The organism is Hymenobacter sp. DG25B (assembly GCF_000801315.1).
Lineage (GTDB): Bacteria > Bacteroidota > Bacteroidia > Cytophagales > Hymenobacteraceae > Hymenobacter.
In genome coordinates this window covers 3,820,231-3,844,693 of record NZ_CP010054.1, presented here as the reverse complement: position 1 = coordinate 3,844,693, position 24,463 = coordinate 3,820,231, and the positions used below count along the sequence as shown (strand labels likewise).

Genomic DNA, 24,463 nt, shown 5'->3' with positions numbered 1-24,463 from the left:
CAGCAGATGGGGGTGGTGAGAAACAGAGGAATATTACGAACTAAGAACCATATCTACTGCCGGAATAATTCTACTGTTGGTTTTTTGCGGAATTTTCCTGAGAAGGAAGTGAGGCGGACTATAGCTGCCGCAGCCGCTCGGCCGCCGCGTGCAGGGTTTCATCCCGCTTGGCAAAGCAGAACCGAATCAGCCCTTCATCCAAAGCATTATGATAGAAGGCCGAAATGGGCACCACCGCCACGCCGGCTTCCGTGGTAAGGCGGCGGGCAAAGGAAACATCATCTTCGGAGGAAATGCGGCGGTAGCGGGCCAGCTGGAAATAAGAACCAGCCGTGGGCAGCAGCTCAAAGCGGCTGTCCTGCAGTAAGCGGGCAAACAGGTCGCGCTTGTGCTGGTAGAAGGCCGGCAGCGCGTGGTAATGGGTGGCATCAGAGAGCACCTCGGCAATGGCGTGCTGGGTGGGCGTGCTCACGCTGAAGGTCAGAAACTGATGCACGCGGCGCACTTCGGCCGTGAGCAGGGGCGGGGCAATGCAGTAGCCCACTTTCCAGCCCGTGGCGTGGTAGGTTTTGCCGAAGGAAGACAGCACAAAGCTGCGCTCGGCCAGGGCCGGGTGCTGCAGGGCGCTGCGGTGTGGCTGCCCATCAAACACCATGTGCTCATATACTTCGTCACTCAATACCAGGGTGTTGGTGCCGGCTACTAAGGTGGCCAGCTGGTCCCAGTCGGCGGCATCCATTACAGCGCCGGTGGGGTTGTGCGGCGTGTTCAGCATGATAAGGCGGGTGCGCGGGGTAAGGGCCGCGGCCACCAGGGCCCAGTCGGGGCGAAAGTCGGGCTGGCGTAGGGGCACGTATACGGGCACGCCGCCCTGCAGCCGGATGGCCGGGCCGTAGAGGTCGTAGGCGGGTTCCAGCACCAGCACCTCGTCGCCGGGGTGCACCACGGCCGCCAGCACGGCGTACAGGGCCTCGGTGGCGCCGCTGGTTACCGTTATTTCAGTGGTAGGGTCGGGGGGCGTTACGCCGTATACCTGTGCCGTTTTGGCGCTGATCAGTTCCCGCAGCCGGGGCAGGCCGGGCATGGGCGCGTACTGCTGGTGGCCGGGCAGGCCGGCGTAATGGGCCAGTGCCTCGGTCAGGTTGGTGGGTGGGTCGAAATCCGGGAAACCCTGAGCCAGGTTGATGGCGCCATGCTCAGCGGCCAGCTGCGACATCACGGAGAAAATACTGGTTCCCACATCGGGAAGCTTGAATACAAAAGCAGGAGTAGCCATGAAAACGGGAAAGAGGAAGAAGCCAAATATACAGGGCGCGGGCGCAATACGGCGGAGGGTTCGCCCGGGAATAGACAAATGCGGCGGGTCTGTTATTTTTGGGCAAACCAGCCTTGATTACAATTCTATACCTTTTGTTGTGCCTGCCGTTTAACCCCGGCGTTCTTTCGTTTTCCTTCCGGCTTTATGCGTTTACTGTTTTGGGGTATAGTGTTGGGGTTGTTCACGATGCGGCCCGCCCAGGTGGTGGCGCAGCAGTTTCCGGTTCTCGACCAAAATCCGCCTTCCCTACGCTGGCAGGAGCTACGCAGCCCGCACTTCCGCCTGCTGTACCCCGCCGGCAGCGAACAGCCCGCCCACCGCACGTTGCGGCGGCTGGAGCAGGTGTACGAGCCGGTAAGCAGCTCCCTGGGCGTGCGGCCCCGCCCACTCACGCTGGTGCTGCAAACGCAAACCACCATCAGCAACGGCTTCGTCACCATTCTGCCCCGGCACTCCGAGTTCTTTACCACGCCCGCCCAGGACCCGTTTCTGTCCGGCACGCTGGATTGGCTGGACCAGCTGGCCGTGCACGAGTTTCGGCACGTGGTGCAGTTTGAAAAGCCCCACCAGGGGCTTTCGGAAGTAGCCTACCGGCTGTTTGGCTACGGCGGCCTGGGCGCTGCCACCCTGGGCGTGCCCGATTGGTTTGCCGAAGGCGACGCCGTGGGCACCGAAACCATTCTCACGCGCAGCGGCCGGGGCCGCATCCCCAATTTCGATGTAGAGCTGCGCGCCAACCTGCTGGCCGGCCGGCGCTATTCCTACCCTAAGGCCGTGGCCGGCTCCTTCCGCGACAATGTGCCCAACCACTACGTGCTGGGCTATTTCCTGACCACCTACGCCAAGCGCCAATTTGGCCCGGAGGTGTGGAGCAACGTGCTCAATAAGTACTACCAGTTCCCGGCCTATCCGTTTTCGTTTTCTAACAGCCTGCGGCGCACCACCGGCCTGCGCACCGAGGACCTGTATGCCCGCACCATGGCCCAGCTGGACTCTGCCTGGCGCCGGCAGCAGCAGGACCTGCGGCTTACCCCAGCTACTGATTTAGCCGTGCAGCCCGAGCGGAAAGTCTTTACCCAGTATCAATACCCGCAATACCTGACGGACAGCACGCTGCTGGCCCTGAAAAGCGGCCTGGGAGATATTTCCCGGCTGGTGCAACTCAGCCGGCGGGGGCGGAGCGTAAGGTGCATGTGGTGGGCCTGCTCAATAACCCGGAAATGCTCTCGGTGGGCGGCAGTAAAGTGTGCTGGCCCGAGTTTCGGTACCACGTGCGCTGGGGCCAGCAGGTATTTTCCGAGCTGCGGATTCTGGACCTGGCCACCGGCAAGCTCACGCACTTGGCGCCCGGCAGCCGCTACACCGCCGCGGCCCTTTCCCCGGATGGCACCCGTTTGCTGGCCGTTACCACCAATACCGCCTACCAAACGCAGCTATTGGTGCTGGATGCCAGCACCGGCCAGGTTCTGCGCACCCTGGGCAACCCCGAGCGCAGCTTCTACCAGCAGCCTCGCTGGCTGGCCGATGGCCGCACCGCCGTGGCCGTAGCCCTGAAGCCCAACGGCAAAACTCTGGAGCTGCTGAACACGGAAACCGGCCAGCGCCGGGACTTATTGCCGGTAGCCGCCCTCAACGTAAGCCACCCCCAGCCCTGGCAGGGCTATGTGCTGTACAACTCCCCGCAGTCCGGCATCGACAATATCTATGCGGTGCACGTGGCCAGTGGGCGCACTTTTCAGGTAACCTCCCGGCCGCTGGGCGCCTACCACGCTGCCGTTTCGCCCGATGGCCGCTACCTGGCCTTTCATGAGTATGAAGCCACTGGCAGCCGCGTCCGGGAAATGCCCCTGGATACTACCCAATGGCAACCCGTAGCTACTGCCGTGCACGACCCCGCCGCCTACGCCGAGCCCCTGACCCAGACGGACGCCGGTGCCCGCACGGTAGGTGCCGTGCTGCCACTCGATTCGGTAGTGGCTGGCGATGCCAAGGTCAGTGCCCGGCGGTACAGCCCGCTGGCGCATGCTTTTAATATATATGGCTGGGGTTTGGTGCAGTCGCCGGCCGGCAGTGGGCTGAGCGTGGGCGTTCGGTCTCAGGATATGTTGAATACCCTGCAGGCTGTGGCCGGGCTGGGCTACAACCAGACGGAGCGTACCGGCAATGCGTTTGCCACGCTCAGCTACCAGGGCTTATTTCCGGTGCTGGATGCTACCGTAGAGCGCGGCCAGCGCCGGGAATCCTTGTACATCGACTCCCGGGCGCCAGCCGATAGCCTGCGTACGGACCGCTGGAACTATACCAGCGTTACCGTAGGCGCGCGCCTGCCGCTTCAGCTCACCCGCTCGCGGTTTTTGCAGGGCCTTACGGTGGGCTCCTACTACGTGGGCCAGCAGGTGAGTGGCTACCAGCTGCCCGTGCGCCGCTACACAGAGGTAGATAATACCGGGCTGCATGCTATTGCCAGCTCGGCATCCTACTACCGACTGCTGCGCCAGAACAAGCGGGATGTGGCCCCGCGCTGGGGCCAGACGCTGCTTGCTACCTGGCGCACCACGCCCTTTGGCACTGGTCTGCGCGCGGCCCAGGTAGCCGCCCAGGGCAGTGCGTATTTTCCCGGCGTGGGCAAGCATCATTCCTTGCGCCTGCGGGCGGGGTACCAGTGGCAAAAAATGAACGACTACCGGTTTAGCGCGGCCGTCTTCTTTCCCCGGGGCCAAGACTACCGCAGCTTCGCAAACCTGGCCACCGCCAGCCTGGAATACCGCCTGCCCCTGGCCGATACCGACTGGGTCATTGGCCGCTGGCTGTATATTCAGCGCATAAAGGCGGCGGCTTTTTACGATGTGGCGGAGGGCCGCACGCCGGTGAAGCGCCCGGACGGTACTTCTGTTACCAGCCAGGCCAGCTACCGCACCATGGGGGCTGATATTTCCTTTGTGTTTAATCCGCTGCGGCTGCGCACGCCCCTGGAAGCCGGCGTGCGCACCATTTACAACGCCCAAACCAGGGAATGGCTGGTGCAGCCCCTGGTGCTGGATATTGGTTTTTAGACGCCCGGGTACTACATAGCCGGCGGCAGCGGTGCGGCGGCGGCCGAAGCCGTGAGCGAGCCGGCCCGGGCGGGCATGGTTTCAAATACCAGACGGGGCCGCGGATGGCTGTCATCAAACAGATACAGGCAGCCATTTTGGGTGCGGTAGCGGGTGGTTTGCTGCAGCAGGTTCACGTAGTTCAGCTCTAGCTGCACGGCTTCATCATTACAGTGCAGCATGGCCGCAATAACGTGGGTAAAGGCCCGCACCCGCAGCTCCAGCGAAGGTCGAAAATTCCCTTCGCTGTCCAGCTGGCCCGGTAAGGCTCCCTTCCAGACAGTGGCCGATTGAAAGCCGGGGCTGGAAATATGGAGCCGCACCGGTTGCCCATCTATGGTTTGCAATACCCAGTGCTGGGTTGGGGCAGTGTCCCTGGCCTGGGCCCACCAGCTGCCCAGAAACAGCAGCAACAGCATGCCGGCTATGCTCCAGATACTACGCATCACAAGTAATTTTTATAATAGCGGATAGGGTGTCTTTCTAAGATACGAATGCCGAAAAAGAGGTTGCATCCATCACCTGCTGCCAACCGAAGATTCCGGATGCGGGGAAGCAAAAAGCGTTTTACGCATGCTGATTACGGCCGGTAAACATCCGAATACCAATCACGTACTAAAAATCGTATTATTGTCTCGGGTCATAATTATATACTATCATTTTGCTCTATGAACATGCCACCTACCCTATTGCTTTCCGGTCCACGCCGTGATGGCCCCCACATGCGTACGGAAATCACGGAGCGGTTCCGCCACTTCCATGCGCACTACCTCGCGGAGAAAGGCAAGAACGCCCTGCTGCAGGCGTATTGCCATGCGCTAACCCAATGGGTGCAAAACCCCAACACAGACGTGTATCACATCGAAATGCTCTTCGATGAGATAAGCCTGGCCGTGCAGACCGACGAGCTGAGCGACTAATTCTATCTGCTCGTTCCGGCACTCCCACCGGTACATCAGTCACAAAAAAGCCCCATCCGATTTATCGGATGGGGCTTTAGGATATCTGGTAAGCAGGCTCTACTTCTTAATCAGCTGCGGAAACTCCCGGGCAAACTCCTGGTAGTGGGGCAGCGAAACGTGCTGAATGTAGGGGTTCTCCGGGTGCTTCACCAGGTACTGCTGGTGGTACTGCTCGGCGGGGTAAAAGGCTTTAAAAGGTACCACCTGCGTTACCACGGGGCGGCCATAGCGCTTTGAGGCGTTTACGCGCTGTATTTCTGCCATGAGCTGCGCTTTTTCCTGCGGCGTGCGATAGAAGGCTACCGAACGATACTCGGGGCCCACGTCGGGGTCCTGGCGGTTGAGGGTGGTGGGGTCGTGCTGCGCGAAGAACACCTTAACTAAGGTTTCATAGCTGATGACTTTGGGGTCGTAGTACACCTGCACGGCCTCGGCGTGGCCAGTGCTGCCGTGGCCCACCTGCTGGTAAGTGGGGTTGGCGGTGGTGCCGCCGGCATAGCCGGAAACAGCGGCCCGTACGCCCCGCAGGTTGTCAAACACGTGCTCGGCCCGCCAGAAACAGCCGCTGGCAAAGGTGGCTACTTCCTCGTTGGGCAGCGGCTTGGGCAGCGTGGCAAAACGCTCCCCGTCCTGCTCGGTTGCCACCGTGGCGGCGGCGCCCGGCCGGGCATCACAGCTGGCAATGCTCAGCATCGTCAGCACAAGAAAAAACATAGTTTTCATACGCATACCTAACATACGAAGTAGCACCCCGGTTCGGACTTACTTCTTAGTTGCGTAATAAAGTAGCTTGCCAGCCAAAAACCATGGAATAGCATGAAGCCTTTCCGATACACCCTACGTACCAACAGAACCCAACCAGTGGTAGCGTGGGAACAGACTTGCATCACTAGCTCAGGATAAAGCCCACGATATGACCACAAATGTTCTCTACGCTACACCCTTCATCTCCATCACCTATGATGTAGAGCATAGCTGGCTGTATGCGCAATGGCAGGGCGAGTTGAACCAAGAGCGAGTAGAACAGGGCTGCCGCCAACTCACCGAACTCCTGCAGGCCGAGGGCTGTACCAAGATTTTAAACGATAATACCCTGATTACGAAGCCCTGGTCCGAAGGCATGATGTGGGGCCGGCGGGTGTGGCTGCCGGAAATAGCCGCGGCCGGGCTGCGCCATATAGCCTGGGTATACTCGCCGCATATCTACAGCCGGCTGATATTTGATCTGGCCCAGCCCCATGAAGCCAACATGCCCGTAGTGGCTGCCTTTGATGAGGTAGCCGCCGCCTATGAGTGGCTAGCCCGCCAATAGATAAGCCACTACCGGGCCGGCAAGGCACCTATATCCCCCGCAGGCTTCTAGTTAGCCTGAATATTTTTCGTCTGATTTCTCTATGTCTGCTCTCACTTTTCGCCGGCCCGATGGGCATATATACCTTACTGCGGAGCGCAACCGGACCGAGGGCTGGATATATGACCACTGGATAGGCGTCCAAACCAAACAGACGGTTATGGAAGGCGGCCTGGCGTACGTAGATATGCTGCGCGCCGAGCCCTGCCCCAAGCTGCTAAACGACCACCAGGAGCTGGTAGGCCGATTCCTGGAGGCCAACGATTGGATTGCTCAGGTCTGGACGCCACTGATTATACAAGCCGGGCTGCGCTATTTCGCCCACGTCTTGTCGCCGGGTATTTTCGGGCAGCTCTCTATTAAGGATCTGCATCAGCGCATCGGCACCCAGTTTGAGATGCAGTTTTTCGAAGACATTGAAGCCGCTAAAGACTGGCTGCGCAGCCTGCCCAATTAAGCGTCCCTCGGGCGCTACATTTCCAGCTGCACATCAGTGTCGCCAATGGGGTAGCCGGTACAGGTGAGCACCAGGCCGCGGGAGGTTTCCCGGTCGGTCAGCACTTCATTCAGGGCCATCCACACTTGCCCGGCCGTGCAGCGGGCGGCGCATTGGCCGCACTGGCCTGCCTCGCAGCTGTAGGGCAGCAGCAGCCCCTGGCGGCGCGCAGCCTGTAAAATGGTGTGCGGGTACTGCACCAGCAGCTGGTGCTCCTGCCCCCGGAAGCGCAGCCATACCCGGTGCGCATCGGTATCCGGCGGCACGGAGTGGGGCACGGTAGAAGAATCGGGGTTAAACTGCTCCCGCCGGATGTGGCTGAGCGGCAGGCCCACTTCGTGGAGGCCGTAGGTGGCCATGCGCATAAAGTTGAGCGGGCCGCACAGGTACGCCAGCGTACCCTGGGGCGGGGCCGTAGTGTAGCGCAGCACCAGCTCTTCCAGTAGCTCTTTATACAGTCGGGCCCGGGCCAGATCGGGGTTGTTACTGAAAAGCATTTCCAGGTGCAGGCGCTCGGGAAACTGCCGGGCCAGCGCCAGCAGCTCCTCCCGGAAAATGGTGCTTTCGGGGGTGCGGTTACTGTATAGCAGCAGCACGCGCAGGTGCGGGTGGGCATGCAGAGCCGTTTTCAGCAGCGCAAAAATGGGCGTGATGCCGCTGCCCGCCGCTACCAGTACCAGCTGCTGAAATGCCTCGATTTCCGGGGGCAGGGTGAAAAAGCCGGCCGCGCCAATGGTGGTCAGCGTGTCGCCGGGCCGGGCCTGGTCAATGAGCCGGCGCGATATAAGCCCGTTTTCTACGCGCTTCACCGTAATGCTGAGGGGCTCGTGCAGCACCGGGGCCGAGCTGATGGAGTAGGAGCGGCGCACTTCCCGCCCGTATACCTGGTGCACCAGCGTGAGATACTGCCCGGCCTGGTAGGGCGGCGCCGTACCGGCCGGGGCATCCAGCACAAAGGTTTTTACATCCGCAGTTTCCTGCCGGATGGCCCGGATAGTGAGCAGCTGATCAGCAGAAGTCATTCGGCTGCCAAAATAAACAGGAACTAACCATTTAGATACTTAGGGCCGGCGGCCGGGGCCGTTAAGTACTCTGATAGAATACCTACTCTGAGTATTGATGTCGGCTGTCGGCGCGTGTATCTTGGTTACGTTCCTGACGCCGTGCGCGCTATGCGGTGTGTTTACGTAAGGGCCGGTCCCCGGGCCGGTGCATGTGCTGTTTAAGCAAACCGAACGTTCTTTTTCCTGCTGAGTCATGCTAGTTCAACCCTACCCTCCGCCCGTGGCTACCCGTAGCCTCGACGGAGCCCCCATCACAACCAAAGACCCCCCGCTGCTGGATGCCACGCCAGTGTACCTGGAGTTGCAACTCGATAATGGAGATGCGGCGCCGCTGCCCCTGGACATGCCACCACCCCCGCTCGTAAAACCTGAGTGGGCTCCCAAACTGCGCCATAAGCCTATTAAGGCCATGCGGTTTTTCCTGCGCTCCAAGCGCTGGCTGCTACGTTTGGTGCTGCAATCCGCCATCATTCTGGGCGGGGTATTTTCAGCGGCACTGGGTCTGAAAGGCTTTTTGCTGCCTAATGGCTTCATTGACGGCGGCGTAACCGGTATTTCACTGCTGGTCAGTCAGCTGACCGGTATTTCTCTCTCCTTGCTGATTGTAGTTATCAACGTTCCTTTTATTGTGCTGGGCTACTTTCAGATAGGCCGTGAATTTGCCCTGAAAAGCTTGGCTGCCATTTTCGCACTGTCCCTGGTGCTGTTATTTGTATCGTTCCCCACGCTCACCCACGATAAGCTGCTGATTGCCGTATTTGGTGGGTTTTTCCTGGGTGGAGGCATTGGCCTGGCCGTACGCGGCGGAGCCGTGCTGGACGGTACCGAAATCCTGGCCGTGTATATCAGCAGGCGGCTGCCGCTCTCTATGGGCGACATCATCCTGATTATTAATATAGTTATCTTCGGTATTGCAGCCTGGCTGCTCTCCATTGAAACCGCCCTGTTCTCTGTGCTGGCCTACCTGGCCGCCGCCCGCACCGTCGATTTTATTGTAGTGGGCATTGAGGAATATACCGGCGTTACGATTATTTCGCCCCGCAGCGAAACCATTCGGGAAATGATAACCGATAAGATGCACCGCGGGGCCACTATTTACACCTGCAACCGGGGCTACGGCACCCACGGCGCCCACCTGCGCAGCGTTGATGTCATCTTCACTGTGGTTACCCGGCTAGAGGTAACGCAGCTGAGCAATGAGATTAATAAGATTGATGCCGAGGCCTTTGTAGTGATGCAAAAAGTGCGCGATGCCCGCGGTGGGCTGATGAAACGCCGGCCCCTGCACTAAGGCACGGCGGCCTATTTGCGGAAGGGGTGGCGCCCCGTGGCCAGCCGTTCGGCCAGCTCTACGGCCCGCCGGGCCCGGGTTTCGGCCAGCTTGGCGGTGCCTACGTGCTGGGCCATAGCCCGCCGATGGCTCCCACTGTAGCGCTGAAATCCCGCCTCCGCCTCCGGCCACGCGGCCAATGCCTCGGACAACTCGTCGGGCAGGTCCACGTGGTCGGGGGTGGGGTCGGGATTAAGCGTGAGAGTTACGGGCTGGCCCAACTGCACGCCGGCGGCCTGGCAGAGGGCTTTGTTGATCATCAGAAACCGCTCCCCGGTTTTCAGCGGCAGCAGGCCCAGGCGCACGGGGTGCCCATTGAGGGTGCCCGCCACGCGGCGCGTAGCTTTGCCGCCCAGTGCCACTACTGCCGGCAGGGGCACCACCACAATCTGGGTGGGCATAAAGCTGGGGCCGCCGGGCTCCAGCAGGGCCGTAAATGAGCAGGCAAAGCCGGGCATAAAGTTTCTACTTAGCGGCGCTGAGGTTGCTGGGGCTGTCCAGGCTTAGCTCGCGGGCTACCTGAAAGGTGTAGGTTTCGGTGGCGGCTTCGTCTATGCGGCGCTGCATAATGCGCAGGTGGGTGGCATCGGCGCCCGGCAGAATGGCCACATCGGCGCCGGTGCCGGAAGCGCCGTCATAGGTGCGGAAACCGGTTATCCAGCCTGCCGGGTAGCCGGCGCGTTTGGCTTTGGCTGCGTCTATTACATCAGGCTTGCCGGGGAAGGTGCCCAGGTCTACTTCCTTGGTTTCCTTGCCCTGCAGCTTCAGGAAAGCCTGCGTGCGGGCTGGCTGCGCCCCTGCTACGGGCTTAAAGCGCAGAGACAGGCGCACGTCGTCCACGGCGGGCGCCTCCGGGGCAGTAGCCGGGGCGGTTGGGGTTTGTGTAGAGGGCGCGGTGGCGGTGGCATCGGCCGCCGCGGTATCGGCATCGGCGGTCTGGGCCGGGGTGGCGGTGGTGGGCTGCTCGGCGGGCTGGGTGGTGGGGTTGCAGGCAGCCAGCAGGGCTACGCTCAGCAGCGGCAGAAGAAAGCGTTTCATCAGAAAATAGGAGAAGAGGCAGACGTAGGTTACGGTGTAAGAATACGCATAATTTCGGCCCGTTTGTGCCCGTTCTGCTTCGGGAAACCTTTTGGCCGGCATCCGGCTTATACAACATCCTATAATCCGACTCTACTTTCATGAAAAAGATAACCGTTGAAATCTGGTCTGATATCCTGTGTCCGTTCTGCTACATTGGCAAGCGGCGCTTGGAAACGGCCATGGCCCGCTTCCCGCAGCGCGACCTGGTAGAAGTGCAGTGGCGGAGCTTTGAGCTGGACCCCGAAGCCAACCCCGAGCCCGGCGTAAATCAGTACACCCGCCTGGCCGCCAAATACGGCAACACCGAAGCGTGGGCCCGGGAAATGAGCGCCAACATGGCTCAGATGGCCGCCGGCGAAGGTCTGGCATTCGACTTTGACCGGGTGGTGCCCGCCAACTCCCTGCGGGCGCACCGCCTGATTCATCTGGCCAAACAGCACGGCCTGCAGGATGCCGCCGAAGAGCGCCTGTTCAAGGCGTATCTGGAAGAGGGCCTCGATATTAATGACCCCGCCACGCTCACGCGCCTGGCCGCCGAGCTGCCACTGCCCGCCACCGAGGTAGAGCACCTGCTGCAGTCTGATGACTTCACCCAGGAAGTGCGCCACGATGAGTACCAGGCCCGCCAGATTGGGGTGCGCGGCGTGCCCTATTTCGTCTTCGACGATAAGTATGCGGTGTCCGGCGCGCAACCCGCCGAGCTGTTTGAGGAGGTGCTGCAGAAAGTGTGGGAGGAAGCCCGCCCGCAGCCCGTGCAGCTGGCCGGCGCCGAAGACGCCGCCTGCGACCTGGAAAGCGGCACCTGCTAACTCCGGCTAAGTGAATAAAAAAGGCCACCTCTACCTGAGAGGTGGCCTTTTTTGTGCGCAAGAGGCGGGCTATTGAACGATAGTTACCTGGCGGGAAGTGGTGGCAGATCTGTCATTGCCTTTGGCCGTTAACTTAATGGTAAAAGTACCGGCCGCATTGTACTTGTGCTTAGCGGTACTGCCGGTGTCGCTGGCACCATCGCCCCATTCCCACAGGTAGCTGTCGGCGTCCGTGCTGCAAGCAGCATTTACCTGCACATCATCATTGATTTTAGAGCTGGGAATTCCCTTTTCAATCGTAAAGCAGGCATCAGGCTTTTTAGAGCAGCTGGCCAGCAATAGCAATGACCCGGCATAAAGCGCGAGCGGGCGAAGAAGTAAACGAGGCATCATGAGAATTAGGGAATAAATGAGAGAGCCCCAATCAGCAATAATATAGCCAATATTCAATTTTCTTAGCTTGCAAAGCTCGTTAGAAAAGGGTGAAGCGCTATATTATACACATTAGTACAATTTTTAATTATCAGGTTTATGTGAAAGCACTTCTCCTTGTTGTGTCAAGGCCTGTTTGGGTCCCGCCTTTCCAAGGGCTACAGCAGGCCAGAGAGAATATTGATGCTCAGGGCTAACACCGCGGTGTTAAAGCTAAACGAGAGCAGGCTATGATAGAGCACCAGTTGGCGCATGCGCAGCGTACTCACGCCCGTATCCGAGGTCTGGGCCGTCATGCCGATAACGAAAGAGAAATAGGCAAAATCCCAGTAGGTAGTGGGGGGCTCGCCGGAAAACACCAGCCCGCCCAGCTGCCCGTGCGGTGGCAGAAGGCTTTTGCTGAAATAGGTATGGGCGTAGCGCAGGGCAAAAAGCGTGTGCAGGAGCAGCCAGGAAGTAACCACGGCCACCACCGAAACCAATATGTGCTCTACCCGCTCCTCATACGACATAGCCTCCAGGCCGCGCAGCAGCAGCAGTACGGCCGCCAGGCTGGCCGTAGTGCCCAGCAGCGTAGTAAACAGCATCAGAAAGCGGGTGCGGTCGGGGTGCAGCAGCGTGGAAGCCCGCCGGATGTAGGCGGTATTGGCCCGGGCCATGGTGTACCAGGTAAGCAGCAGCGTGCTCACAATAAATCCATCCCAGGCCAACATCAGCTGCGTATTGAGGGGAAAATCGGATGGGGCCCACCAGAAGGCCGAAGCCCCGCCACCCAGGGCCAGGAGCAGGCGGACAAGGCGCGCCCGCCAGCTGATAAGCGGGCGCACGGTGGCAACAGGCGCAGAAGAAGCAGTAACATCCATAACCGCAAAGCCGCTGGAGTGCTACGGAAGATACCCAAAGATTTGCGCAACCCGAAGCCCTTTGGCTGTTTTTGTCTGCAGAGCAGGCGCTGAACTGTGACAACTTCTGCCGGTAACTCCCAGCTTGCCCCGTACCATTTCCCAAGGCCCAAGCCCTAGGCGGGCGGGCAACCAAGGCCCGGAAAACATCAGAAAAGGAGAGTGAAAGCAGCCCCATCCCCGCGCGGGCGGGGCGTTTGGGTAAGGCGCAAAAGGGTGGTAATCTACTTGCGGCAGTAGTACCAGCCCCGGGCCAACGGGCCCGCAACCTGTGGAATGCGCATAGGCAGCAAAACCGGAAAGAAAAGCTTAGAATGCTCCTGGAATCAACGAATAATCCGGAAATTATCCAAGATACTGGCCCAACTATTCTTTGATCGGTAGATGAGCTGCAAAAGGTTTCGGCTTGTGTTTATCATAATATTTATCAGTAGATTTATATATAAATTCTGGTCCGGTAGTTTGCCTGCCGGTGCTCCTTGCCGCCTGCCTCCGGGCAGCCCTGCTATGCTGGCCGCTCCGGCCTGATAACTCTGGTTATTACTCTGGTTTATGTTAATGGAAAAAAACCGCGTGCTGCCGCCCATCAGCATGCGCGGAGAGATTCTGCAGCCCCAGGATGCAGGCTACGAAGCGGCCTGCCACATCTATAACGGCATGATTGACAAGCGGCCGGCCATGCTGGTGCGCTGCGCCGATGTAGCCGACGTTATTGCCGCCGTGAACTATGCCCGCGAGGAAGGCATGCTGCTGGCCATTCGGGGTGGGGGGCACAGCGGGGCCGGCCTGGGCATGTGCAATGATGGAATGGTCATCGACCTGAGCCTGATGCGCGGCATTCATGTAGACCCCGAAGCACGCACCGTGCTGGTAGAAGGTGGCTGCACCCTGGGCGATGTAGACCATGCCACGCACGCTTTTGGGCTGGCCCTGCCCGGAGGCATTATTTCCACTACCGGGGTGGCCGGCCTCACGCTGGGCGGCGGGCTGGGCTACCTCACCCGCCAGTACGGCCTCACCATTGATAGCCTGCTGGAAGCCGACGTAGTGCTGGCCAATGGCCACCTGGTAAAAGCCTCGGCCCAGCAAAACCCCGATTTATTCTGGGCCCTGCGCGGTGGTGGCGGCAACTTCGGGGTAGTGGTTTCCTTCCTGTTCCGGGTGCACCCCGTAGATAACGTAGTGGCCGGGCCCATGCTCTGGCCCATGGAGGATGCCCCCGAGATACTGCGCTGGTACAGCAACTTCATTAAAACCGCGCCGGAAACCATCAATGGCTTCTTTGCCTTCCTGATGGTGCCGCCCGCCGCCCCCTTCCCCGAGCACCTGCACCTGCAGAAAATGTGCGGCATAGTGTGGTGCTACACCGGCCCGCCCTCCGGGGCGGCGGCCGCTCTGCAGCCCGCCCGCGCATTTAAAACCCCCGCGCTGGATATGGTAGGCACCCTGCCCATGCCGGCGCTGCAAAGCATGTTCGATGGCCTGTACCCGCCGGGTCTGCGCTGGTACTGGAAGGCCGATTTTGTGGCTGAAATGCCCGAGGAAGCCATTGCCGAGCATGTGCGGTTTGGCAACCTGCTGCCCACCATGCACTCCAGCATGCACCTGTACCCCATCAACGGGGCCGCGGCCCGCGTAGGCCGGCACGATACGGCCTGGAACTTCCGGGATGCCACCTGGGCTATGGTGATTGTGGGCGTGGACCCCGACCCACGCAACGATGAAAAAATTATGGCCTGGGCGCGCGCCTACTGGGATGCCCTGCACCCCTACGCGGCAGGCGGCGCCTACGTTAATTTCATGATGGAGGAAGGAGACCAGCGAATCCGCGACACGTACGGCGCCAATTACCCCCGGCTGGCCAAAGTCAAAGCCCAGTACGATCCGCAAAACCTGTTCCGGGTAAACCAGAATATCCACCCCGCCGAGCGGGAGCATATTTTCACCTGAGACCCGGCGGAAAGGACGAAGCAAATGCAGAACGCCCCGGCACAGGCCGGGGCGTTCTTGATTCTGCAACAGCCGCAAATAGTTACGGCTTGGCCGCGGAGGCCTGCTCAATGGCCCGGGCTTCGGCCAGGGCCATGGGCTTATACTTCATACCCAGGCGCTGGGCATTGGCTTCTACGGTGGAATCAAAGCCAGCCTTTTTGCGCCGCTGGTTTACACGGGCCGCATCCTGTATGGGCCAGATAAACGAGACGTTTTCCCGCTGGCCGGTTTGAGCATTGGGCACACCAAAACTGCGGCCCTGCGTGCCATATAGCTGCTCTTTGCCCTCATACATCAATTGGCGGTCCAGCATGCGGGCATACAGGTAGAAGGGTATCTCGCCTTTAGCGGCCATCTTTTTAATGAGCGGTAAGTACTGCGGAATCCGGTTGGAGTGCTGAATCACGAGCAGGGCTACCTCGTTGGTGGGCTCACCTACCAGCGTTTTGCCCGGGTAGCCATACTGCGTAATAATCCGGGCAATGCGCCGGATGTTGACCGAGTCCAGCTCCAGCATGCGCTGGCTTACATAGGGGCCAACCTGCTCAGGCGTCAGGTGCACCACGCGGGCTATGGAATCGTAGCCGCTGGGGGCGCCGGTGAGCATTTGCCGCATAATCAGGATGCGGTACTTCTGGTCTTCGGCATCTATGCTGTTCAGCTCTTGTTTCAGGCCCTGGTTGAGGGTGGTTTGGGCAAGGCAGCCAGTGGCCAGCAGGCTCAGCAGGCCAATGTATAGAGCGCGGAACATAGCAGGAAAAGTGGTAAAAATGGCGCCCAGCTCCTGGTGCCTTAGCGCGCCAGATTAAAAGTCAGCTTGGGCTGCCGCGAGTTATCCGGCCCGTACAGGCGCAGCTCGTTGCCGGTTATTTCATAGCGCACGGTTTGGCTCAGGGCACTCAGGTAGTGATACTCCAGGGCTTGGGCGGGGCAGGTGCCTCTCGTCGACATCTGACCACTGATGGTGAGGGTGCCCGGCCTGCTGCCCAGTGTGTAGGTACCGCCAAAGCCATTGCACGGGGCGCGGCCGCTGGTTTTATGATCAGCAGAGGTAAACTCCAGGTAGGAGCGGGCCGACAACGAAGAGCTTGGTACAGGCACCGGCGTTTCCTCTACCTGCACCAGCATCCAGCGGGTGTTTTCCAGCGTGGCAGTGGGCGCTACGTTCGTCTCAATTCGTTGGCAGGAAGCCAATAACCAGAGGCAGCAAAAAAGAGAAAGGGCAAAGCGCATATGTGGCTGGAAAAACAGAGGGGATACTGTTCCAACAGGATAGCCGGCGGGGCCGCGAAGGTTGCTTGCCATCGAAAGAAAAAATAATCCTGCTCAGCTCAGACGCACATCAGCCCGTAGCCTGGCCTAATTACAGCGCCAGCAGCGCCTGCAGGGCTGTTTCCGGCTCATTGAAGGCCAGTACCTGGCCGCCGGGAACCTGAGCCACGGCTTCCTGCGTAGAGCGCCGGCTGAAAAAATCCTGAGAATACACCACCGTAATCCGCTGCAAACCGGCATCCAATGCCCTTGGGAACCAGTTATTGGCAAACCACTCCGCCTGGCTTACCCAAATACCCCGAATGGCATAATGGTCATCCAGCAGGCGCGGGCAGCGCTCCTGCACCAGGTACTGCAGAATCTCCTCGTAGCCCTCCCGAATGGTTTCATCCGTCTGCTCGCCCCGCCACACGGCGTGAATGTACTCGCGCACTACATCATATTCCAGGGTCAGAAAATCAAGCTGATGCAGTACTCGAAGGCGCATAGGTAGTAGGAGGGTGGCCGCGAATATAAAAGGACTCATCGTTTCCCGCCAACTCCCTGGCCCCTGCCAGGACGGGTAAATGCCCGCTTTCTGATAGCGGAGGCGGTATTTTCTGGCCCAGTAAACAGCCGCTTGGCCTGCGGCCAAATACGCCGGAACAGTAAGCAGGGTTACGGGCCGGTGGCCGCCACTAATTATTTTTGGGCTACTGGTTTGGCGGCCGGCTTTGTGTTCAGGTACCGTTCCCGCAACGCTGTACTCTCGCCGGTCAGTTTCAGCACCGGCACGGGCTGGCTGTTATCCACAGCAAAGCCCTCCATCAAATCCGGCGAAGTCAGAGGTAGGTCGGCGCCGGTGAGGATGTATTTCTGAAACTCGTAGCTGATGTCTTCGTGCAGATAGGTTTGGGCCAGCACCAGGAAACGCTCATCGGTAAACTTCTGGCCGGGCTGCAGGCAGGATTGGCGTAGCTCGCGCATCAAATCATCCAGGGAGCGGGTATAGCCGGTGGCTTTCAAAATTTGATTATCCAGCCAAAAGGCGAAGAGCGCACCGCGGCGGTAAGGCAGCTTGCCGAAGGAGCTGTTTTTCCAGTAGTTGTCTTTGATGAGGTAGTTGGGCTGGTTGCGCTCCGGGTTTTTGTAAAGCCGCTGAATCACGTCTTCATTGAAGGTTTTTACCCAGTTTTCCATGGAAAGCTCGCCGCTGCGCAGGCGGTTTTTGTAGGCGTAGTAGTCCGTGAAGCCTTCCGTAAACCAGTAGTTCAGCTCCTCGTGGGCGGCGGTAATCTGGCCGCCTATCCAGTCGTGCAGCATCTCGTGGTTGCACATGTAGCGCAGCAGGTCCCAGTTGTTGAAGGGCGTATTCGTGGATTGCAGCTTGAAGCCCTGGTACAAACCCTCGCCGCGCATGCTCTGGCCGCGCCAGGCGCTATCCAGCAACGTTACGGTGGGGCTCAGAAACACGGTGTAGCGGGCCGGGCCGGCATCCTGCCAGAAGTCGCGCTGGGCCGTGAGGGCTTGCTGAATGGTTTGCAGCAGGCGCGACTCCTCGTAGTTCTGCCACTGCCCGCGCAGGGCCACGTACACCGGTCGGTTCTGGTAGCTGAACTGCTGCAGGCGGTAGTCGCCGCCTACGTAGAGCGAGCGGTAAAACTCCGTCCAGAGCTTGCCCCGGAAGGTTTGCTCCCGCACGCCTGAGGCAAAGGTGTTGTGCAGCACGTAATCTTTCGGAAAACCAACCCACCGGATGATAGCCGTCATATCGGGCGGGGTGGGAGAGGCGGCCAGGGCATCGGGCACCATAAACAAGCTTTCGCCCAGCACATGGAAATAGGTATCCGTCACGCGGGGGCGGTTCACCTGGTCGCGGGTGTACTCCGGGGCATCCTGGCGCACGCGGTAGGAAAAGCGCACGGTGCGGATGCGCGGGTGGTACACTACTATGCGGTTGCTGTCGGGCACCACCCGGAAACGGTAGCTGGGGCCCTCCCCTGCAAAGCCGCCGAGGCAGCGCAGCAGGTCCCGCTCGCCCCACACCTCATTGGCAAAGTGGAAATAAGTGGAGTCCTCGGCTTTGGGCGTACGCACGCTTACCTGCACCCGTAGCCCTTCCGTGCTCATGTGCGGGGCGTAGTGCACCTGGTAGGCCACGCGGTGTTGAGCCCCAGCCAATAAAGGAAGCAGGCAGAAGACAAACAGCAGAAGTTTCATGGAAGTAAAAATAGCTCCGCTGATAATCAGTTGGTTTCACATAATGATGTGAGGAAGTTAACATGGTCAGGGCCGGAAATCAACATCCACATTTATAGGGGAAAGCGCGCTTCCCTTTCAACCGACCACTAGTGCCCCACTTACTCTTCCTCCTGAAGCCGGCCCGTAGGTGGCAGTACCTTCACGTAGCTCATCATATCCGGCTCAAAACCAGCTCGCTCGTACACGGCGCGGGCGCGACTGTTCTGGGCAAATACGCTGAGGGTAAGCCAGCGGTAGCCGCGCTCCAGCGCCCAGGTTTCGGCAAACGCCAGCAGGGCGCGGCCCACGCCCTGGCCTTCGGCGGCCCACATCACGGCCAGGTCCGTGATGTGGGCCTGGGTTTGCTGGTAGAAGTCGGTGGAGGTGGTGAGGTGCAGCACGCCCACAGGCTGGCCCTGCTGCTCGGCCAGGAACACGCCGCTGTGCGGGGCGGGGTGGTGCAGGGTTTCCAGCAGCACGGCTATATCCCGGGCCTTCAGTTGGGTTTCGTCGCGCCAGGCCGGCGGCCCAAACGCCACCAGGCGCGGCAGCACTTCCCGGATAAAGGGCTCATCGGCGGGCGTGGCCGGGCGGATATGGGCAACAGGAGTGGGAGCAGGCATGGGCATGGGCAGCGGCCGGGTAAGATGGCTTCCTTATACGCAGTCCTTGGCCCATCTATTCCTACTAAAATTCCGGCCGCGCACCAGTAGCAGATTGCCGGTAGCCTGTTACCTTTCGCCCTTCTTACCCCATCCGCTGTATTCCATCATTATTCACGTATGCGCATTCTATCCGGGGCCGGGTTGCTGGCCCTTACTCTGCTGCCCCTGCTCAGCCAGGCGCAGGAAACCAAAAAGGTTATTAAATACCATCAGTTTCCCGAAAACCCGCAGTACCGCGAAGAGTACTTTGTGCTGAAAGATGACAACACCATCCGGCACGGCGAGTACCAGGAAATTTACCTGCGCACCGAGATGCCCTCCCTGGCCGGCTACTACAACCAGGGCCGCAAGGACAGCATCTGGCATCAGTATTATAACGGACCCGACCAGAAGGTGGAGGCTAAAGGCCGCTACCATAACGACAAGCCGGTGGGCGTATGGGAGTTCTACACCTACCAAGGCAAGCTGGAGCAGCAGTACGACTACACCCGCCACCAGCTGGTGATGAACGACCCCGCCGAAACGAAAATTACCTTTCGCCCCGTGGTCGGCGCTGCCCCGTTGGAGCTGAACCCGGTTTACATCGGGGGCTTCTCTAAGTTGCACCAACTCATAGGCCAATCCCTTCGCTTTCCACCACAGGCTCTCCGCAACAGGAAGGGCGGCCGCGCCGTGGTGGGCTTCACCCTGGCGGCCGATGGCCAGCCCGGCAACTTTCGGGTGGTACAGTCGGTGGGGTATGGCATAGATGAAGAAGCCTTGCGGGTAGCACAGGCCGTGGCGGTAGGTTGGTTGCCGGCTTCGGTAGGCGGCCGGCCCGTAGCCGCCGAAGTGGAAATTCCCTTCGAGTTTCAGATCCGCTAGGGCCGCTAGCACCCAGAACGCACTTTCCGGCGCAGGCAATTGTGGAGCTGCCTCATCACCCTGCCAAAAATTATATCAGTCCCCACCAGCGTAGGCGTATTCAGCAGCCACCCTGGCCGCAGGTGTAGGCAGAGATGCGTAGCTTGCCCCAATCACCCACTTCCGTGCGCGTATGACTGCCGATGAACGTAACCGCCTGGCTGAGCTGGAATCTTACGATATCCTGTATTCCGCGCAGGAAAAGCTGTTTGACGACCTGGTAGAGCTGGCTGCCTACATTTTTAGTGTGCCGGTGGCCCGCATTGCCTTCGTGCACGAGAAGGAAGTGTGGCACAAAGCCAGCGCGGGTATGCCGGCGCAGGAAGTACTGGCCCTGGAGCAAACTCTCTGCAGCAAAGCTATTGCCTCCGATGAGCCGGTGCTGGTGTTCGAGGACCTGGCCACCGAGCCCGCGTCGGGCACCGCCACCAGCCAGGAGCGCAACGTGCAGTTTTATGCCGGCGTGCCCGTACGCACCCCACAAGGCATTCCCATTGGCACCGTATGCCTGGCCGGCTACGAGCCCCGCCAGCTCACCCAGCCCGAGCAGCAGCTCCTCACCCAGCTCGCCGACCTGGTGATGCGGGCCCTGGAAGCGCGCCGCCAGCTGCACGCCACCCAGAATACCCACGGCTGGGACCGGCTGCGCGAGGAAGCTGAAGAAGTGCTGCACAACCAAATGGCCGTGGTGCGCTACCTCAAAGCCCGCAGCGAAGGCCAGGTGCCCGTGCCCCCGAGCTGCTGGAACCCATTGCCAGGCGCCTGGAAGAAGTAGCCGAGGTGCTGACGGTGGAGCAGGAAGGGGAGGAGTAGGCCGGTTTGCTGTTAGTGCGGCAACGTAGAGCAGTTGGGGCCACATGCAACAGATGCCATTTTTTTCTAAAACTTTGAGAAACGCCCTGTGCATATGGACTACTATTCTTACCTCTCCATTAACCCCGAAGTGCGCTTCGGCCGCCCGTGCATCAAAGGCACCCGCATCAGCGTGGCCGATGTACTGGGCTGGCTGGGCAACGGCCAGACGATACCGGAAATTCTGGAGGACTTTCCGGAGCTGACCCGGCAGCAGATTCAGGCCTGCCTGCTCTACGCCGCCGACCGGGAACGACACCTGCGCATTGCGGGATGAAGCTGCTCTTCGACGAGAATCTCTCCTGCCGCGTGGTAGCCCTGCTGGCCGAAGCCTTTCCCGGCTCAGAGCAGGTGCGGCGTCTGGGCCTGCTGGGTAAAACCGACCGCCTGATATGGGACTACGTCCGTCAGCACGGGTTTATCATTGTAACGCACGACGAGGATTTTCTGGAGCTGAGTACCCTCTACGGCGCCCCGCCCAAGGTACTGTTGCTACGCGCCGGCAGCCTGCCCGCGCTGGCTGCGTTGCTGCTCCGGCACCACGCCACCATTACCACCGAGCTGGCCGCTCCCACCGATACGCACTGCCTGACGTTGTATGGGGAGTAGCGTGCACGGCTGCCCCGCTCAGGTACACTAATTGACGCGAGCCTGTAGCTCGTGTCTTACTGGAGGTGAGGCTGTGCCTCAACCGGTAGGCTACCCAGTGCAAAGTCAGCTTGGCGCGTTGCGGCCGATGAGGGACAACCTCATCCTGCTGGCCGGGCACGAGCGATAAGCACGCGCCAGACGGGAGAATCAGTCGGCCAGCTTCCAGTGTTTCCGGCCAGGGCCAGGGCTACTGGAGGCTACCGGTGGCTAATGGCCGTAGCTGATCAGCCAGTGAACGTGTTTTCTCGGTCACCTCGCTACCGGTGTGCAGGGTTGATTTTTTTTCTATCAACATAATGTGGCACTCCTGCTCCGCCACGGGGTTATGCCGTACGCCCTTTGGCACTACGTACAAGGCGCCTTCTGGCAACTCAACGGCTCCGGTTTCGAGTTCGATGCGTAAGTGGCCCTTTAGAATAAAAAAGACTTCATCTTCCTGCTCATGACTGTGCCAGGCCAGAGAACCATGCACTTTGGCCACTTTCACATAAGAGTCTTCAAATTCAGCCACTACGCGCGGGGACCAGTACTCGGTCAGGGAAGCCGCCGTTTGGTGCAAAGACGGAAGAGAGGATAGTATGTGCATGATCAGGGAGGAATGTTGGTTCAAAAGCAAGGCAATTTAGTAGGTGCTACCCAATAAGGTAAGGTAGGCCGGATGGCAACCGAACCGGGGTAGCTGTGGCAAGCAGTATACGGAACATAAGCCCCTCAACGCCTACCGTTCGCCTACTCATTGTTACCTGACCGACCATTTCTTACACGCCTCACTGGCGCGAGCTGGTAGCTCGTGCCTTCGTTGCTGGGAGGCTGCGCCTCCCTTTATTAGCCAGTTTGGTAGCTCCGGTTTGCCGCGTTGCGGCAGATGAGGTACAACCTCATCCTCAAAGCTGGTCACCAGTTACGCTACGCTAAACCCGCGTCAGTTGAGGAGGTAAATCCAATAAAAAGTAGATCCGGGACTACGCTATCCGGCGTTTATAAACTTTGCCTTGGTTTTTATAAGCCAATGATTTAAGCCATAATTATTATAAGTTATTTTATATAATTTTATTACTGCATCCTTAACCCACCTGTTGCAGCCGGGCAAGCTGGACTTGCCTGCTGCGTTACTGCTGTAGGGTTGGCAACGGTATACGCGCCAACCAGCAGCGGCCGTCTGATAATGTAAACATGCCTCCCAGGTGCTATGCACGTCTGGGAGAAGTTACGTTTAGATTCTCTTTTACAATGAAATTATCCGGTATTCCCTATCTGCTGATTGGTATGCTGCTGCTGCTGCCCGAAGGAGCCCAGGCCACGCCCACTACCCGCACCGCGGGGAGTAAAAAGGTGCCCGCCCTTTCCGCAACCTGGGTTTCCTACTACAACGGCCCGGCTGATAGCTACGACTTTGGCGGCCTCCTGGCGCTAAGCCGGAATGGGGATGTGTACGTGACGGGGAGCTCCGCTAATCCGGGCAACGGCTACGCCGATTTTGCCACCGTCAAGTATGATCGGCGCACGGGAAAGGAGCTCTGGAAGGCGCGCTACAACGGCCCCGCCGACAGCGACGACCAGGCCCGCGCTATTGCGGTAGACGCGCGCGGCGACGTGTACGTAACCGGCTACTCAATGAGCAGCGCGTTCTTTATTGCCGACTACGCCATTGTGAAGTACGATGGCCGCACGGGGGAGCAACTCTGGGCGGCGCGCTACAATGGCCCTGCTGATTACGACGACCAGCCCACCGACATTGCCCTCGACCTATTGGGCAACGTTTACGTGACCGGGTCATCCTCCAACGGCGACTTCTACGACTACGCCACCGTGAAGTACGACGGCCGCACTGGCCAGCAGCTCTGGGCCACGCTCTACGACAGCTCCTACGGGTTCGGCGACTTTGCCAGCTCCATTGCCGTGAGCTTGAGCGGGGATGTGTATGTCACTGGCACCTCGGCCAAAAGCAGCTCCGAGGGGCTGTTTGACATCGTGACCATCAAATACAACGGGCGCACCGGCCAGGCACTCTGGGAATCCCGCTACGACGGCCCAAACAACCAGGAAGACCATGCGGGCGACATGGTGGTAGATGTACGCGGCGACGTATATGTAACCGGCAGTGCCACCGTGAAATACAACGGGCGCACCGGCCAGCAGCTTTGGGTAGCCGACGCCGCCGGGTGGGATGGCCGCCTGGCGCTGAGCCGGCTCAATGGCCTTTACCTCACCGGCGGATCGTATAACGGCAGCAACTCCGACTACCTCACCATAAAATTTGACCCCCGCACCGGGCAGGAGCTGTGGCGCACGACCTACGATGGGGGCTACAACGACGCCGCCACGGGCATCGACGTAGATATGGCCGGAAACGTGTACGTGACGGGCACTGTCTTCAACAACAGCGACAACACCAGCGGCGATGAGGACATCGTCACGCTTATGTACGACGGCCGCACCGGCCAAGAGCAGTGGCGCGCCCGCTTCAATGGCCCCGCCTCCCACGCCGACCGGGCCGGCTCCGTGGCCGTAGACCCCGCCGGCAACGTGTACGTGAGTGGTTCCGCTTCTGTAGCCGGCGAATTTCAGTTTGATTACGTTACGCTGAAATACGGCAAAACCAACCACGGTAACGGCCCGCACATGGCGGCGCTGGCCCCGCTGGAAGTGGGTGCCCGCCCCGTGCAGCTGGCGCTGGCAGCCTTCCCGAACCCAGCCGGGGCTGAGGTGCAGCTGCGCTACTATCTGCCACAGGCCGGCGCGGCTGAGCTGCGGGTGTACAACCAGCTGGGCATCCTGGTAGCCACGCAACTACTGGCTTCCAACACTGCTACCGGCTGGCATACGCTGCCCTTATCCACGGCCAACCTGAGCGAAGGCCTGTATACCTGCCGGCTGCTCCACAATGGACAAGCCACCCAATTGCGGCTGCAGGTGCAGCACTAAGCCGCTCCGGGCTCATCTCATTCCATAAAAACAAAAAGCCCGCCCATTAGAAGGGCGGGCTTTTCTATGCATTAACGGGGGCAGTTATGGTTTGCCGCGTTGCGGCAGATGAGGTACAACCTCATCCTCCTGGCTGGGCACGAGCTA

General features: G+C 59.8%; 26 protein-coding genes. 12 read left to right on the top strand and 14 right to left on the bottom strand.

Going from position 1 to position 24,463, the window contains the following annotated elements:
- Positions 1-118: 118 nt before the first annotated feature.
- Entirely contained in the window at positions 119-1,276 is a 1,158-nt protein-coding gene (locus PK28_RS16515) for a methionine aminotransferase (protein ID WP_044517468.1), read from the bottom strand.
- Positions 1,277-2,589: 1,313 nt separating this feature from the next.
- On the opposite strand from PK28_RS16515, the gene PK28_RS21020 reads away from it, so the two are divergent.
- A complete protein-coding gene (locus PK28_RS21020; RefSeq protein ID WP_231576186.1) occupies positions 2,590-4,371 on the top strand; it encodes a BamA/TamA family outer membrane protein in 1,782 nt (593 codons plus the stop codon).
- An 11-nt stretch (positions 4,372-4,382) separates the two neighbouring features.
- On the opposite strand, the gene PK28_RS16505 is transcribed toward PK28_RS21020, so the two are convergent.
- Positions 4,383-4,859, bottom strand: coding sequence for an META domain-containing protein (locus PK28_RS16505; protein WP_156126443.1), 477 nt, complete (start codon positions 4,857-4,859; stop codon positions 4,383-4,385).
- Positions 4,860-5,084: 225 nt separating this feature from the next.
- Between PK28_RS16505 and PK28_RS16500 the strand changes: the two genes are divergently transcribed.
- A complete protein-coding gene (locus tag PK28_RS16500) occupies positions 5,085-5,330 on the top strand; it encodes a hypothetical protein (RefSeq protein WP_156126442.1) in 246 nt (81 codons plus the stop codon).
- Positions 5,331-5,429: 99 nt separating this feature from the next.
- On the opposite strand, the gene msrA is transcribed toward PK28_RS16500, so the two are convergent.
- Entirely contained in the window at positions 5,430-6,095 is a 666-nt protein-coding gene (gene msrA, locus PK28_RS16495) for a peptide-methionine (S)-S-oxide reductase MsrA (RefSeq protein WP_044515797.1), read from the bottom strand.
- Positions 6,096-6,285: 190 nt separating this feature from the next.
- Between msrA and PK28_RS16490 the strand changes: the two genes are divergently transcribed.
- A complete protein-coding gene (locus PK28_RS16490; protein ID WP_048826198.1) occupies positions 6,286-6,684 on the top strand; it encodes an STAS/SEC14 domain-containing protein in 399 nt (132 codons plus the stop codon).
- 82 nt (positions 6,685-6,766) lie between these two features.
- On the top strand, positions 6,767-7,180 hold the full coding sequence (locus PK28_RS16485) for a hypothetical protein (RefSeq protein ID WP_048826196.1): 414 nt from the start codon (positions 6,767-6,769) through the stop codon (positions 7,178-7,180).
- Between the two features lie 14 nt (positions 7,181-7,194).
- Here the strand turns inward: PK28_RS16485 and PK28_RS21245 are convergent, their stop codons facing one another.
- The gene (locus PK28_RS21245) at positions 7,195-8,241 is read right to left on the bottom strand and encodes a ferredoxin--NADP reductase (RefSeq protein ID WP_044515795.1); all 1,047 of its coding nucleotides are present in this window, start codon (positions 8,239-8,241) and stop codon (positions 7,195-7,197) included.
- Between the two features lie 235 nt (positions 8,242-8,476).
- Here PK28_RS21245 and PK28_RS16475 point away from each other — a divergent pair, with 235 nt between their 5' ends.
- On the top strand, positions 8,477-9,574 hold the full coding sequence (locus PK28_RS16475; protein WP_231576185.1) for a YitT family protein: 1,098 nt from the start codon (positions 8,477-8,479) through the stop codon (positions 9,572-9,574).
- 11 nt (positions 9,575-9,585) lie between these two features.
- On the opposite strand, the gene PK28_RS16470 is transcribed toward PK28_RS16475, so the two are convergent.
- Positions 9,586-10,071: a YdeI/OmpD-associated family protein gene (locus PK28_RS16470; RefSeq protein WP_044515793.1), complete on the bottom strand. Its 486-nt coding sequence runs from the start codon at positions 10,069-10,071 to the stop codon at positions 9,586-9,588.
- 7 nt (positions 10,072-10,078) lie between these two features.
- A complete protein-coding gene (locus PK28_RS16465; RefSeq protein WP_044515789.1) occupies positions 10,079-10,651 on the bottom strand; it encodes a lipoprotein in 573 nt (190 codons plus the stop codon).
- Between the two features lie 140 nt (positions 10,652-10,791).
- Here PK28_RS16465 and PK28_RS16460 point away from each other — a divergent pair, with 140 nt between their 5' ends.
- Complete coding sequence (locus PK28_RS16460) at positions 10,792-11,502, top strand: DsbA family oxidoreductase (RefSeq protein WP_048826193.1); 711 nt, start codon at positions 10,792-10,794, stop codon at positions 11,500-11,502.
- A 69-nt stretch (positions 11,503-11,571) separates the two neighbouring features.
- Here PK28_RS16460 and PK28_RS16455 read toward each other — a convergent pair whose 3' ends face one another.
- Both PK28_RS16455 and PK28_RS16450 read right to left on the bottom strand, forming a co-directional pair.
- Positions 11,572-11,895: a PKD domain-containing protein gene (locus PK28_RS16455; RefSeq protein WP_156126441.1), complete on the bottom strand. Its 324-nt coding sequence runs from the start codon at positions 11,893-11,895 to the stop codon at positions 11,572-11,574.
- A 197-nt stretch (positions 11,896-12,092) separates the two neighbouring features.
- Positions 12,093-12,797, bottom strand: a complete 705-nt coding sequence (locus PK28_RS16450) for a DUF1345 domain-containing protein (protein WP_048826192.1) — start codon at positions 12,795-12,797, stop codon at positions 12,093-12,095.
- 597 nt (positions 12,798-13,394) lie between these two features.
- Here PK28_RS16450 and PK28_RS16445 point away from each other — a divergent pair.
- Positions 13,395-14,786, top strand: coding sequence for an FAD-binding oxidoreductase (locus PK28_RS16445; protein ID WP_197070435.1), 1,392 nt, complete (start codon positions 13,395-13,397; stop codon positions 14,784-14,786).
- An 82-nt stretch (positions 14,787-14,868) separates the two neighbouring features.
- Here PK28_RS16445 and PK28_RS16440 read toward each other — a convergent pair whose 3' ends face one another.
- From PK28_RS16440 to PK28_RS16420, 5 genes are all read right to left on the bottom strand, one after another.
- Positions 14,869-15,579: a DUF6624 domain-containing protein gene (locus PK28_RS16440; RefSeq protein ID WP_048826189.1), complete on the bottom strand. Its 711-nt coding sequence runs from the start codon at positions 15,577-15,579 to the stop codon at positions 14,869-14,871.
- A 41-nt stretch (positions 15,580-15,620) separates the two neighbouring features.
- On the bottom strand, positions 15,621-16,061 hold the full coding sequence (locus PK28_RS16435; RefSeq protein WP_197070434.1) for an META domain-containing protein: 441 nt from the start codon (positions 16,059-16,061) through the stop codon (positions 15,621-15,623).
- A 130-nt stretch (positions 16,062-16,191) separates the two neighbouring features.
- Positions 16,192-16,587: a hypothetical protein gene (locus PK28_RS16430; protein WP_052430583.1), complete on the bottom strand. Its 396-nt coding sequence runs from the start codon at positions 16,585-16,587 to the stop codon at positions 16,192-16,194.
- 194 nt (positions 16,588-16,781) lie between these two features.
- Entirely contained in the window at positions 16,782-18,299 is a 1,518-nt protein-coding gene (locus PK28_RS16425) for a M61 metallopeptidase family protein (protein WP_044515780.1), read from the bottom strand.
- A gap of 140 nt (positions 18,300-18,439) precedes the next feature.
- Positions 18,440-18,943: a GNAT family N-acetyltransferase gene (locus tag PK28_RS16420; RefSeq protein WP_044517448.1), complete on the bottom strand. Its 504-nt coding sequence runs from the start codon at positions 18,941-18,943 to the stop codon at positions 18,440-18,442.
- Between the two features lie 159 nt (positions 18,944-19,102).
- Here PK28_RS16420 and PK28_RS16415 point away from each other — a divergent pair, with 159 nt between their 5' ends.
- The 4 genes from PK28_RS16415 (at position 19,103) to PK28_RS16400 (ending at position 21,349) form a co-directional block, all read left to right on the top strand.
- A complete protein-coding gene (locus PK28_RS16415) occupies positions 19,103-19,849 on the top strand; it encodes an energy transducer TonB (RefSeq protein ID WP_044515777.1) in 747 nt (248 codons plus the stop codon).
- A gap of 172 nt (positions 19,850-20,021) precedes the next feature.
- A complete protein-coding gene (locus PK28_RS16410; RefSeq protein ID WP_048826183.1) occupies positions 20,022-20,663 on the top strand; it encodes a GAF domain-containing protein in 642 nt (213 codons plus the stop codon).
- Between the two features lie 132 nt (positions 20,664-20,795).
- Positions 20,796-21,017: a DUF433 domain-containing protein gene (locus PK28_RS16405; protein WP_044515774.1), complete on the top strand. Its 222-nt coding sequence runs from the start codon at positions 20,796-20,798 to the stop codon at positions 21,015-21,017.
- Positions 21,014-21,349: a DUF5615 family PIN-like protein gene (locus PK28_RS16400; RefSeq protein WP_044515771.1), complete on the top strand. Its 336-nt coding sequence runs from the start codon at positions 21,014-21,016 to the stop codon at positions 21,347-21,349. Before PK28_RS16405 ends, PK28_RS16400 begins: the two co-directional genes overlap by 4 nt.
- A gap of 229 nt (positions 21,350-21,578) precedes the next feature.
- Here PK28_RS16400 and PK28_RS16395 read toward each other — a convergent pair whose 3' ends face one another.
- Entirely contained in the window at positions 21,579-21,977 is a 399-nt protein-coding gene (locus tag PK28_RS16395) for a cupin domain-containing protein (RefSeq protein ID WP_044517443.1), read from the bottom strand.
- A 644-nt stretch (positions 21,978-22,621) separates the two neighbouring features.
- Between PK28_RS16395 and PK28_RS16390 the strand changes: the two genes are divergently transcribed.
- Entirely contained in the window at positions 22,622-24,316 is a 1,695-nt protein-coding gene (locus PK28_RS16390) for an SBBP repeat-containing protein (protein WP_044515769.1), read from the top strand.
- Positions 24,317-24,463 lie beyond the last annotated feature (147 nt).